Genomic DNA, 14,341 nt, shown 5'->3' with positions numbered 1-14,341 from the left:
GCCGAACACACGCACCTCCCCGAGATTTGCTCCGCATTCTCCCTTTCACACCCTCTGAAAGGTCAGATGCGGAGCAAATCTCGGGACGGGGCGGGACGGACGTGATTCAGGACACGAGGGCGTCGGCGATGGCGCCGACGAACGCGGGCAGGTCGTCGGGGTTGCGGCTCGTGATCAGGTTGCCGTCGACGACGACGGTCTCGTCGACCCAGTCGCCGCCGGCGTTCCTCACGTCCACCGCGAGGCTCGGGAAGCTGGTCAGGCGCTTGCCCTTGACCAGGTCGGCCGAGACCAGCAGCCAGGGAGCGTGGCAGATCGCCGCCACGGGCGCACCCGACTCGAGGGCGTTCGTGACGATCCGCTGGGCCTGCTCGTCGATGCGCAGGTGGTCGGCGTTCACGGTGCCGCCGGGGAAGACGAAGGCGTCGGGCCAGCCCTGGTCGAACTCGTCCAGGGTGCCGTCCACCCGCACCGAGATGGTCTTGTCGGTGTCGCCCTGCATCGCCTGCAGGGTGCCGGGGTGAGGGGCGAAGATGCGCACGTCCGCTCCCGCGTCCTCGAGACTGTCACGAGGGGTCGTGAGTTCGGATTCCTCGAAGTGGTCGGTCGCGATGATGGCGACACGCTTGCCGGTCAGGTCGGGGAGATCGCTCATGACCCGACGCTAACTCAACGTTCGCGCGCGGGCAGGTCGAGCGTCGCGTGCACCGCGCGCCACACCTGTTGGGGGTCGACACCGGCTTCGAGGGCCTCGACCGGGGTGCGACCGCCCAAGGCGCCGATCGCCTGCTGGCGGGCCCAGGAACTGGCATACGCCGCCCCGAGGGCAGCTTCCATGCGCTGCCAGAACTCGCTGTGCCTCACGCTGCGGAGGCCCGGGCCTCTTCGCGCGCGATCGACGACACGGTCGCCAGGTCGGCGGCTTCCTCGAGTTCGAGCAGCGAGCTGACGTCGAGCAGCACCTTGCTCAGCGGGACATCGAGCGCCTGGGCCAGGGCGGCGAGCAGCTCGGAGCTGGCCTCCTTCTGGCCGCGCTCGACCTCGGAGATGTATCCCAAGCTGATCCGAGCCCGCTCGGAGACGTCGCGCAGGGTCAGGCCTTCGGCGAGCCGACGTGCCCGGAGCACGTCGCCGATGAGTTCACGCATCGCGGTCATCGCCACCACCTTCCCTGTCAGGCTCAACGTCCGCCGAGCCGTTGTTCTTCCCCAGCCTATAGTGCAGGTCCGCCAGGACGGCGCGGACCGCTGCTCGCCGCACCTCGTCGCGGTCCCCGTCCAGTTGCAGCCGGCGTGAGCGCACGCCATCGGGGCCCGCCACGGCGACGTGGACGGTGCCGGCGCGATGACCCTCGGCCGGGCCCGGACCGGCGACACCGGTCGTGCCCAGGCCCCACGTGGCGCCCAGCCGTGCGCACGCACCGAGTGCCAGCTGCTCGGCCACCGCGGCGTCGACGGTGCCCTCACGGGCGATCAGGTCGGCGTCCACGCCCAGCAGGGCGGTCTTGAGATCGGGCTGGTAGGCGATGACTCCCCCGCGCACCACGACCGAGGCTCCCGGCACGTCGACGAGCGTCGCGCAGACCAAGCCGCCCGTGAGCGACTCAGCGGTCGCGACGGTCTGTCCCGCGGCGCGCAGGGCCGCCACCACGTCGGAGGCGGACGCCACGGTCACCGCGCGAGGTCGTCGGCCGGTGCCTCCGCGGCCAGTCGCCGGGCGTCGATGACGTACTGGACGCCGGTCACCAGCGCCAGCGCGAGCGCCGCGGCCATCACGACGTGGGTGATCCACAGCAGCACCGTCGGGACGAGACCGTCCCACAACTCGAGCGGCAGGCAGTACCCCGCGACGGCCACGGACTGCAGCACGGTCTTGAGCTTGCCCCCGCGACCGGCCGGCATGACGAAGCCGCGGCGGACCATCACCATCCGCATGACGGTGATCCCCCATTCGCGCACCAGCATCGCGATGACCGCGGCCCAGAAGACCGGTCCCCACGTCTGGTCGTTGAAGATGATCGCCAGTCCGATGAAGGCCATGCCGGTGAGGGCCTTGTCGGCGATCGGGTCGGCCATCTTGCCGAAGTCGGTGATGAGGTTGTGCTTGCGGGCGATGTCGCCGTCGATCTTGTCGGTGGCCATCAGGACCACGAACGCTGCCCACGCGGCGATCCGGTACCCGACCGACTCGCCACCGTCGTGCAGCAACAGCCAACCGAAGACCGGAACACCGAGGATCCGGATGACCGTCAGGGCGTTCGGGACGTTCCAGTTGCTCGGCGTGGTTGCCGGGGGCGAGGAATCCATGATGTTCAGTATGGCTCAGGCCGGTGAGAGCCACGTCCAGCCGGGCACATTGCGCGCCACCCAGTACGTCAGGACGACCACCAGCAGCGCCCAGATCCACCCTGCCGGGATCCGGCTGGGATGCCACGCGCGCCGGCCGAGCAGGCGCAGTCCCCAGGCCGCCCAGGCCACCAGGACGGCGGGCAACAGCAGCACGGCGAGCGGGTTGCGATCCCACGCGGTCGCGAGATCGCCGTGAGCCAGCGCGTGCAGGGCACGCAGGCTGCCGCACCCCGGGCAGAACAGGCCCGTGACGGCGAGGAAGGGGCAGGTCGGGTAGTGCCCGGACTCCTCCGGGGAGCGGGCGGCGACGACAGCGATGGCGGCCAGGCCGGCGAGGGTGACCGCTGAGAACGCGAACGCCCCGCGCCGCCGGGAGATCCCGGCGGCCACGGGGCGCGCGCTGACGTCGCTCAGATCAGAGGCTCGTCGACGTGGAGTCGCCATTGCTGGCCACGATCACGATGAAGATGACGTACAGGACGATCGCCACGAGACCGACGACGGCGGACCAGATGGCCCACGTCTTGGCCTTGCGCGAGGAGTCCTGGGCCCCGGCGAGATCGCCGGCGGCGAACTTGCCGTTCACCTGCGCCGCGTAGACGATCGAGACCACGCCGAGCGGCAGGCAGCAGAACAGCGTCGTGAGGATGGCCCACACGAGGTTGTTCGGCGGCGGCGTCTGTCCGACCGGTCCCGAGGGGGGCGGCGGCGGAGCGTTGTAAGACATGCATTCCCTTTCGTGTCACCGGTACCCCCGAGAGGGCGACCACGGTGGTTTACATGAGGTGGTTGGTTCGCTGATCCTAGTGGTCAACCGACCTGGATGCTGGCCAACACGTCAGCGAGGTCATCAGGCTTCACGAGCACGTCGCGCGCCTTCGAGCCCTCGCTGGGGCCCACGACGCCGCGGCTCTCGAGGATGTCCATCAGGCGGCCGGCCTTGGCGAATCCGACACGCAGCTTGCGCTGCAGCATCGACGTCGAGCCGAACTGCGTGTTGACCACGAGCTCGATCGCCTGGAGCACCAGGTCCATGTCGTCGCCGATGTCGTCGTCGAGCTCGCGCTTGGCCTGCTGCGGAGTCGTGACGTCCTCGCGGTACGACGGCTGCAACTGCTCCTTGCAGTGGTTGACGATCGTCTGGATCTCGGCCTCGGTGATCCAGGCCCCCTGCATGCGCATGGTCTTGTTCGCGCCCATCGGCAGGAACAGACCGTCGCCCTGACCGACGAGCTTCTCGGCGCCGGGCTGGTCCAAGATGACGCGGCTGTCGGCCAGCGAGCTGGTCGCGAAGGCCAGGCGGCTGGGCACGTTGGCCTTGATCAGACCCGTGACGACGTCGACGCTGGGTCGCTGCGTCGCGAGCACGAGGTGGATGCCCGCCGCACGGGCCAGCTGGGTGATGCGCACGATCGAGTCCTCGACGTCGCGCGGGGCGACCATCATCAGGTCGGCGAGCTCGTCGACCACCACCAGCAGGTACGGGTAGGGCGTCAGGACACGCTCGCTGCCCGGAGGCGCCTGCACCTTGCCGGAGGCGACGGCCTTGTTGAAGTCGTCGATGTGCCGGAAGCCGAAGTTCGCCAGGTCGTCGTAGCGCAGGTCCATCTCGCGCACGACCCAGGCCAGCGCCTCGGCGGCCTTCTTCGGGTTGGTGATGATCGGCGTGATGAGGTGCGGGATGCCCTCGTACGCGTTCAGCTCGACGCGCTTGGGGTCGACCAGGATCATCCGCACCTCGTCGGGCGTGGACCGCATGAGGATCGACGAGATCATCGAGTTCACGAAGCTGGACTTGCCCGATCCGGTCGCGCCGGCGACCAGCAGGTGCGGCATCTTGGCCAGGTTCGCCACGACGTAGCCGCCCTCGACGTCCTTGCCCAGGCCGATGACCATCGGATGGTGGTCGCTGCGCGCCTTGTTCGAGCGCAGGACGTCACCGAGGGACACCATCTCCTTGTCGACGTTCGGGATCTCGACGCCGATGGCGCTCTTGCCCGGGATCGGCGACAGGATGCGGACCTCGTTGGAGGCCACGGCGTAGGCGATGTTCTTGCTGAGTGCGGTGACCTTCTCGACCTTGACGGCGGGGCCGAGCTCGACCTCGTACCGGGTGACGGTCGGGCCGCGGGTGTAGCCCGTGACGGTCGCGTCGATCTGGAACTGCTCGAGCACCTCGGTGAGCCGGCCGACGACCTCGTCGGAGGCTGCCGAGCGGGCCTTGGGCGGCGTGCCCTCCTTGAGGGCGCTGGGCTCGGGGAGCGTGTAGACGACGTCGCCGGACAGGGCCAGTTGCTCGGCGCGGACCGGCAGCGGCTCGAGCGGCTTGAGGTCGGGCTGCGGCTCGGGCTCGGACACCGCGGGCACGGGCGGCACGAAGCTGACCGGGACCTGGCGATCGTCGTCGGGGCCGTCGACGAGCGGGTTCTCGAACGGCTCGTCCACGATGGGGACCGTGCGCGGATGGCGCTTCTTGACCGGCTCGGGCTTGGGCTCGGCCTCGGCGGAGGGCGCCTTCTCACGGCCGAGCATCTTGTCGGCGGTCGTGCGCAGTCGGTCGGGAACGGCGTACAAGGGGGTGCCCGTGACGACCAGGACACCGAAGATCACGACGATCACCAGGATCGGGGCGACGACCCAGCCGGTCTTGAGCAGGTCGACCAGGATCGCGGAGAACAGGAAGCCCACCGCTCCCCCGGCGTCGGCCATGTCCGGATCGCTGGGGCGCGGCGTGTCGTGGGCCAGGTGGACCAGGCCCAGGACGCCGCCGACGATGGCACTCCAGCCGATCGCCTGACGGCCGGCGGGGCCGTTGCGGTCGGGATGGCGCAGCGTCCGCCACGCCAGGACGGCGAGCAGGATGGGGACCGCCCAGGCCAGGACGCCGACCGAGCCGGTGGTGACGCGGCGCACGGCGGCACCGACGCCGCCGGGGATGTCCCACCACACCGAGGCGGCGGTCACGAGCGACAGCGAGACCAGCGCGAGGCCGACCCCGTCGCGTCGCTGCTCGGCGTCGAGCTCACGGGCACTGTGGCCGATGCTGCGCGCGATGGCACCGACGACGCCCGCCAGTCCGAGCCAGAAGACCGTGGAGGCGCGCATCACCCCGCGGAGGGCAGCAGCGAGCGGACCAGGTCCCGTCCTCGGTGCCGGCGCCTTGCGTGCGGGTTGCTTGCGCGGCGCGGGCTTCTTGCGGGCCTGGCTGCCGGACGGCCGCTTGCGCGGCGGGGAAGACGTTCGGGTCGCCATGATGCCAAGGCTAAACCAGAACCTGAGAGTTCTCACGGTCCCACGCCGCCAGCAGCGCGGCGGTCATCGGGTGGCGGAGCCCACCTCTCCCGGGAACGACAGCACCTCGGCGCGCTCGAGGGCCAGCGTCACGAGGCGCGCGTCAGGCGCCCCGGCGCCCAGCAACGGCGCGGTCACGACGTCGGCGCCCAGCCGCCCGATCGCCGAGGCGCCCTGGCCCGAGGCGAGCGCGTACATCGAGACGACGACCCGCTGGTTGTGGGCCCGGGCCACGTCGAGGGCGTCCTCGACCGGCGTGCCGACGCCGTCGACCACACCGACGTGGACCGGGCCTCCCCACACCGCGCTGAGCAATCGCGCGGCCTTGGAGATGTCGGCCAGCGCCCGGGGGCCGTCGGCCTCCGGGGCGACCATCACGATCGTGTCGGACGGACGGGCGCCCGCCTCGATCAGCCGTCGCACACCGATCTCGGCCAGGACCCAGTCCGGTCCCATCGCCGGGGCGACGCGGACCAGCGGGTCGTCGGCGGCCACCGCCGCCAGCCGCCCGGCGGTCGACACGTCGTGGTGCAACAGCAACGGGACGATGACCCGCGGCCCCGAGGTCTCCGCCACGACGTCCGCCAGCGAGGGCTGCTGGACGTCGAAGAAGGCATCGACGACCTCGGGTCCCCCGGCGTGGCGCCGAACGGCGTTGACCAGTGAGGCGATCGCGGACCGACCCGTGTGCGAGGTCGTCCCATGGCCGCACACGATGATCCGAGTTCTCACCCCTCCACACTGGGCAGACTCTGTTTCCCCCGGGTTACAACCCTTGCGAGGTTGGGTAACGAGTGACCCGAGGGATCAGGCCTCCAGCACGATCGGGATGATCAGCGGCCGGCGGCGCAGGCGACGACCCGCGAACGATCCGACGACGCGGCGCATGACCTGCTGCAGGGCCTCGGTGTCGCGCGCCCCGTCTGCGAGGGCCTCCTCGAGGGCGGACACGACCTTGGGCTGGATCGCGTCGAAGACCGAGTCGTCCTCGGCCAGGCCGCGGGCGTGGATCTCGGGTCCGCTGACGATCTTGCCGGTGGCCGAGTCGATGACGGCGATGACCGAGATGAAGCCCTCGGCCGCCAGCGTGCGCCGGTCCTTGAGGTCGGAGTCCGTGACGTCGCCGATCGACGAGCCGTCGACGTAGACGAAGCCCACGTCGTACGCGCCGACGATGCTGGCGTGGCCGTCGACCAGGTCGACCGCGTAGCCGTCCTCGGCGATGATCGTGTTCGGCACGCCGGTCTGGCGGGCCAGCTCCGCGTTGGAGTGCAGGTGGCGGATCTCGCCGTGCACCGGCATGACGTTCGAGGGCTGGACGATGTTGTAGCAGTACAGCAACTCACCGGCCGAGGCGTGACCGGACACGTGCACGAGCGCGTTGCCCTTGTGGACGACGTTCGCGCCCAGCTTGGTCAGGCCGTCGATGACGCGGTAGATCGCGTTCTCGTTGCCCGGGATCAGCGACGACGCGAGCAGCACGGTGTCGCCGGGCTCGAGGTGCACCTGGGGGTGCGTGCGGTTCGCGATGCGCGACAGGGCCGCCATCGGCTCGCCCTGCGAGCCGGTGGACATGAGGACCATCTGCTCCGGCGGCGCGGCGTCGATCTTGTCGACCACGACGCCGTCGGGCACGTTGAGGTAGCCCAGCTCGCGGGCGATCTGCATGTTGCGGACCATCGACCGGCCCACGTACGCGACCTTGCGGTTGTGCTTGACCGCGGCGTCCAGCACCTGCTGGACGCGGTGGATGTGCGAGGCGAAGGACGCGACGATGATGCGCTTCTTGCTGCGGGCGAAGACGGCGTCGATGGCCGGGGTGATCGACTTCTCGGCCGTCGTGAAGCCGGGCACCTCGGCGTTCGTGGAGTCGGTCAGGAACAGGTCGACGCCGGCCTCGCCGAGGCGGGCGAACGCGCGCAGGTCGGTGATGCGGCCGTCGAGCGGCAGCTGGTCCATCTTGAAGTCGCCCGTGTGCAGGGCGACGCCGGCGGCGGTCTTGATGGCCACGGCCAGGGCGTCGGGGATGGAGTGGTTGACGGCCACGAACTCGCACTCGAACGGCCCGAAGGACTCGACGTCGTTCTCGCTGACGACGTGCATCGGCACGTCCTTCAGGCGGTGCTCCTTGAGCTTCGGCGCGAGGAGCGCCAGCGTCAGCTTGGAACCGATGACGGGGATGTTGCCGCGCTCGCGCAGCAGGTACGGGACGCCGCCGATGTGGTCCTCGTGGCCGTGCGTCAGGACCAGGCCGACGACGTCGTCGAGGCGGTCCCGGATCGGGCCGAAGTCCGGCAGGATCAGGTCGACGCCGGGCTGGTGCTCCTCGGGGAAGAGCACGCCGCAGTCGACGATCAGCAGCTTCCCGTCGAACTCGAAGACGGTCATGTTGCGGCCGATCTCGCCCAGTCCTCCCAGGGGGACGACGCGCATGGCGCCCGGCGCGAGAGGTGCGGGGGTCGGAAGTTCTGTGTGCATATGGCTCATGCCAGTAGATCAGCGTCCTTGAGTGCCGCTCGAATGACCTGGACTTGTTCGTCCGTCGCGGGAGTGAGCGGCAGTCGCACGCCCGCGTGAGGGATGACGCCGAGCTCGACGAGCGCCGCCTTGGCGGCGATCGCACCCTGCGTCTGGCCCATGATCGCTGCGATCAGGGGCAGAAGTTCGTTGTCGATCTGGCGCGCACGCACCAGATCGCCGGCGTCGACCGCCGCGATGAGGTCCTTGATGGGGCTGGCGACGACGTGGCTGACCACGCTGACGACACCGACCGCGCCGAGCGCGAGCCACGGCAGGGCCAGCGCGTCGTCGCCGGCGTACAGCGCCAGGCTCGAGTTGGCGCGCAGGCGGGCGCCGCGCGCCAGGTCGCCGGAGGCGTCCTTGACGGCGACGACGGTCGGGCGCGACTCCAGCTCGGCGTACGTCGCCTCGCTGATCTCGACCGCGGTCCGGCCGAGGATGTCGTAGAGCATGATCGGCGTGTCACCCGCCGCGGCCACGACCGCGTCGATGTTGGCGAGGATGCCGGCCTGCGGGGGCTTGCTGTAGTACGGCGAGACCAGCAGGAGGCCGTGGGCGCCCACGCGGACGGCCTGCTCGGCCAGCTCGACGGTGTGGCGCGTGTCGTTCGTGCCGACGCCGGCCACGATCGTGGCGCGGTCGCCGACGGCCTCGAGCACGGCGGCCAGCAGCCGGCCGTCCTCCTCGCCGGTCGTGGTGGGCGACTCGCCGGTGGTGCCGCTGACGACGATGCCGTCGCTGCCGCTCTCGACCAGGTGCTGCGCCAACGCCGCGGCGGCGTCGAGGTCGAGCTCACCGTCGGGGGTGAACGGGGTGGCCATCGCGGTGAGGAGACGGCCGAACGGCGCGGCCTCGGTGGCGAGCGGAGACGTCATGTACCGAGGTTACCGTCACCGCGGCGAGGCCTTCGGGCAGGATGAGCCGGTGACCGACCACTATCCACAGGACATCACCGCGACCCGCGCCGACGACGGCACGTTGAGCTTGGCGGTGACCGATCGCTGGAACACTCCCCTGGGCAAGCCGAACGGCGGTTGGGTGCTGGCGTCGATGCTCCGCACCGCGATGGACACCACCGACGTGGGCCGTCCCGTCGTCGCCTCGATCACCTACTTCGCGTCTCCCGAGCCCGGGACGACCGCCACGCTGACTGTGACGCCGGTGAAGATGGGGCGCCGGGTCCAGACCGTCGAGGTCGACCTCGCGCACGGTGACAAGCCGCTGGCCCGCATGACCGCGAGCTTCGCCGCCGACCATCACGGGCACAGCCAGGAGCTCGGGACGCCGCCGCAGCTGCCCGCCCCGGACGGACTGCCCGATCCCCGCGACCTGGGCCTGCCCACCGACGGCCTCTTCGGGCGGGTGGAGTTCCGCATGCCCGTCACCCCCGGCTGGGCCGACGGCAAGCCGTCCGGCGACCCCACCGCCGAGCTGTGGCAGCGACTCGACGGCGGGACTGCCATCGACTGGCCCGCCGTGGCGCTGCTGACCGACACCTCTCCCCCGCCGGTCCTGGAGCTGGGCCAGCTCGTCTCCATGACGGTGCAGCTGACGGTCCACTTCCACCGGCTGCCCGAGCCCGGCACGTGGGTCGCGTCCCGCTTCACCACCCGCCACATCGCCGACGGCTTCCACGAGGAGGACGGCGAGCTGTGGGACGAGCAGGGGCGACTGGTGGCCCAGTCGCGCCAGCTCGCGATCCTGCTCTGAGCGTCAGTCCGAGACGTCGGTGACGCCCTCGTAGAGCCCGATGACGTTGCCGTCGGGGTCCTCGATCACGGCCCACCAACTGGTGTCGGAGATGGGCTGACGCTCCATCACGACCCGGGCGCCGCGCTCGCGTGCCGCGGCCAGGGTGTCGTCGATGGAGTCCACCTCGACGTAGGAGCGCGGCTGCGTGAACCCGGGTGACCGGGGCGCGAGGCCGCCGCCGCTGATCTCGTTCGGGGCCTGCCACATGGGGTAGCCCTCGAAGCCGGGATGCTCCACGAACTTCCAGCCGAAGAGGGCGCTGTAGAAGTCCTGGGCCCGTCGGTGGTCGGAGGTCGGGATGTCGATGTGGGTGATGTCGCCGTGTGCCATGGATCACTCCTGTCCTGTCCCGTCAGTGTCGGCCCGGGACAGCGGGCAGGACAAGGGTCAGCGACGCACGTACGTGGCGATCTCGTAGTCGGGCGTGCCGGCGTGGGCCTCGCGCTCCGTCTCACGCCAGACCTCGGGGTCGACCGGACCGAAGAAGGCGTCGCCCTCGGGGCTGAGGGGGACGTGGGTGACCACCAGCTCGTCGACGAGGCCGCGCTCGAGCGCCTCGTCGTAGACCGTCGCGCCGCCGACGAGGAAGACCTGGTCGTCGATCTCGGCGGCCCGCGTCAGCGCCGTGTCGAGGTCGGCCGCCACGATCACCGAGGGATCGCCGGGATCCCAGTCGCCGCGCCGCGTCAGCACGATGGAGGTGCGTCCGGGCAGCGGACGGCCGATGGCCTCGTACGTCGCCCGGCCCATCACCATGGGGTGGCCCCAGGTGATCTCCTTGAACTGGCGCATGTCACCGGTGCGAGGCCAGGGCATGCCGCCGTCGCGGCCGATGACCCCGTTCTCGCCGACGGCCACCACGATCGTGACGCCCATCAGACGGCGATCGGCGCCTTGATGGCGGGATGGGACCGGTAGCCCTCGACCGAGATCGAGTCGAGCGTGAACTCGTCGATGTCGGTGACGGCGGGGTCGAGGCGCAGGGTCGGCAGCGGCAGCGGGTCGCGCGTCAGCTGCTCGCGCGCCTGGTCGAGGTGGTTGACGTACAGGTGGCAGTCGCCGCCGGTCCAGATGAACTCTCCCGGCTCGAGGCCCGTCACCTGGGCGACCATGTGCGTCAGCAAGGCGTAGGAGGCGATGTTGAACGGCACGCCCAGGAACACGTCGGCGGAGCGCTGGTAGAGCTGGCAGCTGAGCTTGCCGTCGGCCACGTAGAACTGGAAGAACGCGTGGCACGGCGCCAAGGCCATCGCGTCGAGGTCGGCCACGTTCCAGGCGCTGACGATGTGACGGCGTGAGTTCGGGTCGGCCTTGATCGCCTCGATGACCCCTCGGAGCTGGTCGATGTGCTCGCCGCCGGGCGTCGGCCAGGAGCGCCACTGGTAGCCGTAGATGGGGCCGAGGTCGCCGTTGTCGTCGGCCCACTCGTCCCAGATCGTGACACCGTTGTCGCGCAGGTACTGCGTGTTCGTGTCGCCGGCGATGAACCACAGCAGCTCGGCCACGACGCTCTTGAGGTGGACCTTCTTGGTCGTGACGACCGGGAAGCCCTCGGCCAGGTCGAACCGCATCTGGTGCCCGAAGACGCTGCGCGTGCCGGTGCCCGTGCGGTCGCCCTTGGCGACCCCCTCGTCGAGGATGCGGCGGACGAGATCGAGGTAGGCCTGCATGTCCGCAGACTAGCAACGCGGGCGAACGACGACGGGCAGTGACGTGAGATACTGACCGGCGTGACGGAACCCACGGCGCCCACCCCTGCGGACGTGAAGCGATTCGTCGCCCTCCAGCTCGCGGTCACCCTCGTCTTCGCGCTCTTCGCCGTCCTGGCGTTCGGCCGCGGCGGCGAGCCCGGGGCACACTGGTGGGCAGCGCTCGCGCTGGTCGCGCTGGTGTTCGTCGCCGGTGCCGTCGTCTCGCGCTGGTGGGCCCAGCCGCAGAGCCTGCCCCTCGACGACCCTGCACCGGAGCAGACCGCGATGCGCCGACTGGCCGCGCACATCGCCCGGGCCTTCGTGGTGCTCGAGATCCCGCTCGTGGTGTGCGCGGTGCTCGGCGTGACCGGCCTCATCGGCGGCCTCGTCATGGCCGTGGCCGTCGTGCCCGCCCTCGCCGCCCTGGCCTTCGGGACGTGGCCCACCCGGCGCAACATCGACCGCTTCGCCGGTGCCCTGGAGCGCCAGGGCGCCGACTCCGGCCTGCGTCAGGCGTTCGGCCGATGAACGCCGACGTCTCCGTGCGTCTGGCCTGGCCCGACGACGGCGCCCGGATCGCCGCGGTGCAGCGCGCGCACTGGCTGCGCAGCTACGGCGACCTCGTGGACCCGGCCGAGCTCGAGGCCCTCGACGAGACTGTGATGACGGCCCGCTGGACCCAGCTGATCAGCGCACCCCGCGATGCCCGGATGCGGACCCTGGTGGCCCTCGAGCGCGCCACCCTGCGCGGCTTCGCGCTGGTCCACCCGTGCCACGACCCGGACGCCGACCAGGTGCGTGACGCCGAGATCGGCGAGTTCGTCGTCGACGCCGACCACCGGAGCCTCGGTCACGGGTCGCGCCTGCTGCACGCCTGTGTCGACACCGTTCGCGCCGACAGCTTCGAGCGGGCCGTGTGGTGGGTCTCCCCCACCGACGACGAGCTGCGTGCCTGGTTGAAGGAGTCCGGCTGGGAGCCCGACGGTGCGCACCGCGAGTTCGCGGGAGCGAACGGGCCGGTCAAGCAGATCCGTCTCCACACGACGCTGACGTGAGCGAGCCCACCAGCGACCGGACCGTCATCGCGGACTCCCTCGGGGTGGGTGTGGGAGTCGGGTTGTACGGCGTGAGCTTCGGCGCCCTGGCCACCACCAGCGGCCTCACGGTCCTGCAGGCGTGTGCGCTCTCGCTGCTCGCGTTCACGGGCGCCTCGCAGTTCGCGTTCCTCGGCGTCGTGGCCTCCGGCGGAGCCCCCTTGACCGGCGCGCTCACCGCGGTCCTGCTCGGGGTCCGCAACACGTTCTACGGCATCACCCTGGCGCCGGTCCTCCAGGTCAAGGGCCTGCGCCGCTGGGCGACGGCGCACGTCGTGATCGACGAGTCGACGGCGATGTCCGTCGTGCGGACCGACCCCCGCCAGGCGCGGCTCGGGTTCTACTGGACCGGGCTGACCATCTTCGCGATCTGGAACCTCATGACCCTCCTGGGGGCGCTCGCCGGCGAGCGGATCGGCGATCCCCGCACGATCGGCCTGGACGCCGCCGTGGCGGCGGCCTTCCTCGGCCTGCTGTGGCCGCGACTGGACTCGACGGCGTCGCGACTCCTGGCACTGCTGGCGGCCGCGGTGGCCCTGGGCCTGGTGCCGTTCACGCCGGCCGGCGCGCCCATCATCATCGGCGGCATCGTCGCCGTGCTCGTGGGTCTGAGGTTCGTGCCCTCCACACCGGGGAGCATCGATGAGTGAGCTGTGGTGGGGTGTGCTGATGGTCGCCGTCGGCTGCTACGGCCTCAAACTGCTCGGCCTGTCCGTCCCGGAGCGGGTGTTGGAGCACCCGCTGACCGTCCGAGCCGCCGCCTTCATCCCGGTCGGTCTGCTGGCCGCGCTGGTGGTCGTCCAGGGGTTCTCTGACGGGTCGCGCGTCGTGGTGGACGCCCGGCTGGCAGGGCTGGCCGTCGCGGCCTTCCTGCTGTGGCGCAAGGTCCCGTTCCTGGTGATGCTGATCGCCGCGGCCGCGACGGCGGCACTCGTGCGGGCCGTCGCCGGCTGATCGATCCCGGCCACATGGGCTACCGATCCTCGTACCGGGCGGCGAGGGTCGCTGCTCCCCCACTACGGCGTGCCGGCTGGGCTCGACGGAACCGCCTTCGCCTGACCGGGCTGACGCGCGTCGCCGACCGGTCGAGGGCACACCGTGACACTGTCGACCCTGTGAACAAGACTCTCGGATCCCTGCTGGTGGCCCTCCTCCTGCTCGCGACGACCGCGGGTTGCGGGGAGGAGCCCCGACCGACCGGCGGGGCGGCCGACGGGACCGAGAGGATCACCTCGAGCGATGAGCGTCTGTCGGTCGCGAAGGGCTCGTGGACCGAGCACGAGTCCTCCGGAACCGTGGCGCTCACCCTGCAGGACGCGGAGGACACGTCCCGCCAGCTCATCGTCTCGCCGTTCGACACGGCGGCCGAGGCCGAGAACCAGGCGATCTACCTCGCCACGGGCCTCGCCGGCCAGGACATCGTGTGCGAGCGCACCGAGCTCGGCGGCCGCATCGCGATGGACTGCCCCTTCAGCGCGGACGGCACCGACTACCGCAAGGTTCTGGTCGTGCTGGAGCACGACACGGCGGCGGTGGCCCTGTTCCAGACCGCCGCGTCCTCGAGGCGGGAGGCGTTCGCCGCCCTGGAAGCGATCCTCGACGGCGGTCGGTGGAAGGACGGCGCGCCGCTCTGAGCCGCCGCCCG

Annotated in this window: 20 protein-coding genes; 6 read left to right on the top strand and 14 right to left on the bottom strand. The window is 70.8% G+C overall.

The genetic code is table 11. The features are described 5' to 3' along the window. Positions 1 to 106: 106 nt before the first annotated feature. From GL325_RS00560 to dapA, 11 genes are all read right to left on the bottom strand, one after another. On the bottom strand, positions 107 to 655 hold the full coding sequence (locus tag GL325_RS00560; RefSeq protein ID WP_187768288.1) for a type 1 glutamine amidotransferase domain-containing protein: 549 nt from the start codon (positions 653 to 655) through the stop codon (positions 107 to 109). Positions 656 to 669: 14 nt separating this feature from the next. Then, positions 670 to 864 (bottom strand): DUF3046 domain-containing protein, encoded by a 195-nt coding sequence (locus GL325_RS00555; protein WP_187411404.1) that lies wholly within the window; start codon positions 862 to 864, stop codon positions 670 to 672. After that, positions 861 to 1,157, bottom strand: coding sequence for a helix-turn-helix domain-containing protein (locus tag GL325_RS00550; RefSeq protein ID WP_154594770.1), 297 nt, complete (start codon positions 1,155 to 1,157; stop codon positions 861 to 863). The genes GL325_RS00555 and GL325_RS00550 overlap by 4 nt, the downstream gene beginning before the upstream one ends. Continuing rightward, positions 1,141 to 1,674: a CinA family protein gene (locus GL325_RS00545; RefSeq protein ID WP_222865752.1), complete on the bottom strand. Its 534-nt coding sequence runs from the start codon at positions 1,672 to 1,674 to the stop codon at positions 1,141 to 1,143. Before GL325_RS00545 ends, GL325_RS00550 begins: the two co-directional genes overlap by 17 nt. Continuing rightward, a complete protein-coding gene (locus GL325_RS00540) occupies positions 1,671 to 2,306 on the bottom strand; it encodes a CDP-alcohol phosphatidyltransferase family protein (protein ID WP_187768287.1) in 636 nt (211 codons plus the stop codon). The genes GL325_RS00545 and GL325_RS00540 overlap by 4 nt, the downstream gene beginning before the upstream one ends. A gap of 15 nt (positions 2,307 to 2,321) precedes the next feature. Further along, positions 2,322 to 2,738 (bottom strand): DUF2752 domain-containing protein, encoded by a 417-nt coding sequence (locus GL325_RS00535; protein ID WP_222865753.1) that lies wholly within the window; start codon positions 2,736 to 2,738, stop codon positions 2,322 to 2,324. Between the two features lie 25 nt (positions 2,739 to 2,763). Next, positions 2,764 to 3,075: a CD225/dispanin family protein gene (locus tag GL325_RS00530; protein ID WP_154594766.1), complete on the bottom strand. Its 312-nt coding sequence runs from the start codon at positions 3,073 to 3,075 to the stop codon at positions 2,764 to 2,766. Between the two features lie 83 nt (positions 3,076 to 3,158). Then, positions 3,159 to 5,600 carry a DNA translocase FtsK gene (locus tag GL325_RS00525; protein WP_154594765.1) on the bottom strand — a complete coding sequence of 814 codons (2,442 nt, stop codon included), beginning with the start codon at positions 5,598 to 5,600 and terminating at the stop codon, positions 3,159 to 3,161. 63 nt (positions 5,601 to 5,663) lie between these two features. Next, positions 5,664 to 6,371, bottom strand: coding sequence for a sirohydrochlorin chelatase (locus tag GL325_RS00520; protein ID WP_154594764.1), 708 nt, complete (start codon positions 6,369 to 6,371; stop codon positions 5,664 to 5,666). A gap of 75 nt (positions 6,372 to 6,446) precedes the next feature. Next, complete coding sequence (locus tag GL325_RS00515; RefSeq protein ID WP_154594763.1) at positions 6,447 to 8,126, bottom strand: ribonuclease J; 1,680 nt, start codon at positions 8,124 to 8,126, stop codon at positions 6,447 to 6,449. Further along, positions 8,123 to 9,034, bottom strand: coding sequence for a 4-hydroxy-tetrahydrodipicolinate synthase (gene dapA / locus GL325_RS00510; RefSeq protein WP_187768286.1), 912 nt, complete (start codon positions 9,032 to 9,034; stop codon positions 8,123 to 8,125). The genes GL325_RS00515 and dapA overlap by 4 nt, the downstream gene beginning before the upstream one ends. A 49-nt stretch (positions 9,035 to 9,083) precedes the next feature. Between dapA and GL325_RS00505 the strand changes: the two genes are divergently transcribed. Continuing rightward, on the top strand, positions 9,084 to 9,869 hold the full coding sequence (locus GL325_RS00505) for a thioesterase family protein (protein WP_187768285.1): 786 nt from the start codon (positions 9,084 to 9,086) through the stop codon (positions 9,867 to 9,869). 3 nt (positions 9,870 to 9,872) lie between these two features. Here the strand turns inward: GL325_RS00505 and GL325_RS00500 are convergent, their stop codons facing one another. From GL325_RS00500 to GL325_RS00490, 3 genes are read right to left on the bottom strand one after another with little or no spacing between them, the layout of a single operon-like run. Further along, positions 9,873 to 10,241, bottom strand: a complete 369-nt coding sequence (locus tag GL325_RS00500) for a VOC family protein (RefSeq protein WP_187768284.1) — start codon at positions 10,239 to 10,241, stop codon at positions 9,873 to 9,875. A gap of 57 nt (positions 10,242 to 10,298) precedes the next feature. Then, positions 10,299 to 10,787, bottom strand: a complete 489-nt coding sequence (locus GL325_RS00495) for a dihydrofolate reductase (RefSeq protein WP_154594759.1) — start codon at positions 10,785 to 10,787, stop codon at positions 10,299 to 10,301. Continuing rightward, positions 10,787 to 11,581: a thymidylate synthase gene (locus GL325_RS00490; RefSeq protein WP_187768283.1), complete on the bottom strand. Its 795-nt coding sequence runs from the start codon at positions 11,579 to 11,581 to the stop codon at positions 10,787 to 10,789. The genes GL325_RS00495 and GL325_RS00490 overlap by 1 nt, the downstream gene beginning before the upstream one ends. A 60-nt stretch (positions 11,582 to 11,641) precedes the next feature. On the opposite strand from GL325_RS00490, the gene GL325_RS00485 reads away from it, so the two are divergent. The 5 genes from GL325_RS00485 (at position 11,642) to GL325_RS00465 (ending at position 14,330) form a co-directional block, all read left to right on the top strand. Continuing rightward, entirely contained in the window at positions 11,642 to 12,130 is a 489-nt protein-coding gene (locus GL325_RS00485; protein ID WP_187768282.1) for a hypothetical protein, read from the top strand. Next, positions 12,127 to 12,657, top strand: coding sequence for a GNAT family N-acetyltransferase (locus GL325_RS00480; protein WP_187768281.1), 531 nt, complete (start codon positions 12,127 to 12,129; stop codon positions 12,655 to 12,657). The genes GL325_RS00485 and GL325_RS00480 overlap by 4 nt, the downstream gene beginning before the upstream one ends. After that, the gene (locus GL325_RS00475; protein WP_255955282.1) at positions 12,654 to 13,346 is read left to right on the top strand and encodes an AzlC family ABC transporter permease; all 693 of its coding nucleotides are present in this window, start codon (positions 12,654 to 12,656) and stop codon (positions 13,344 to 13,346) included. The genes GL325_RS00480 and GL325_RS00475 overlap by 4 nt, the downstream gene beginning before the upstream one ends. After that, on the top strand, positions 13,339 to 13,650 hold the full coding sequence (locus GL325_RS00470) for an AzlD domain-containing protein (RefSeq protein ID WP_187768280.1): 312 nt from the start codon (positions 13,339 to 13,341) through the stop codon (positions 13,648 to 13,650). Before GL325_RS00475 ends, GL325_RS00470 begins: the two co-directional genes overlap by 8 nt. Positions 13,651 to 13,811: 161 nt before the next feature. Further along, positions 13,812 to 14,330 carry a hypothetical protein gene (locus GL325_RS00465; protein ID WP_187768279.1) on the top strand — a complete coding sequence of 173 codons (519 nt, stop codon included), beginning with the start codon at positions 13,812 to 13,814 and terminating at the stop codon, positions 14,328 to 14,330. The last annotated feature ends 11 nt before the right edge of the window (positions 14,331 to 14,341 follow it).

This window comes from Aeromicrobium sp. 636 (genome assembly GCF_024433585.1).
Lineage (GTDB): Bacteria > Actinomycetota > Actinomycetes > Propionibacteriales > Nocardioidaceae > Aeromicrobium > Aeromicrobium senzhongii.
Note: the sequence above shows the minus strand (reverse complement) of the source record. Positions and strands in the feature narration are given on the sequence as shown.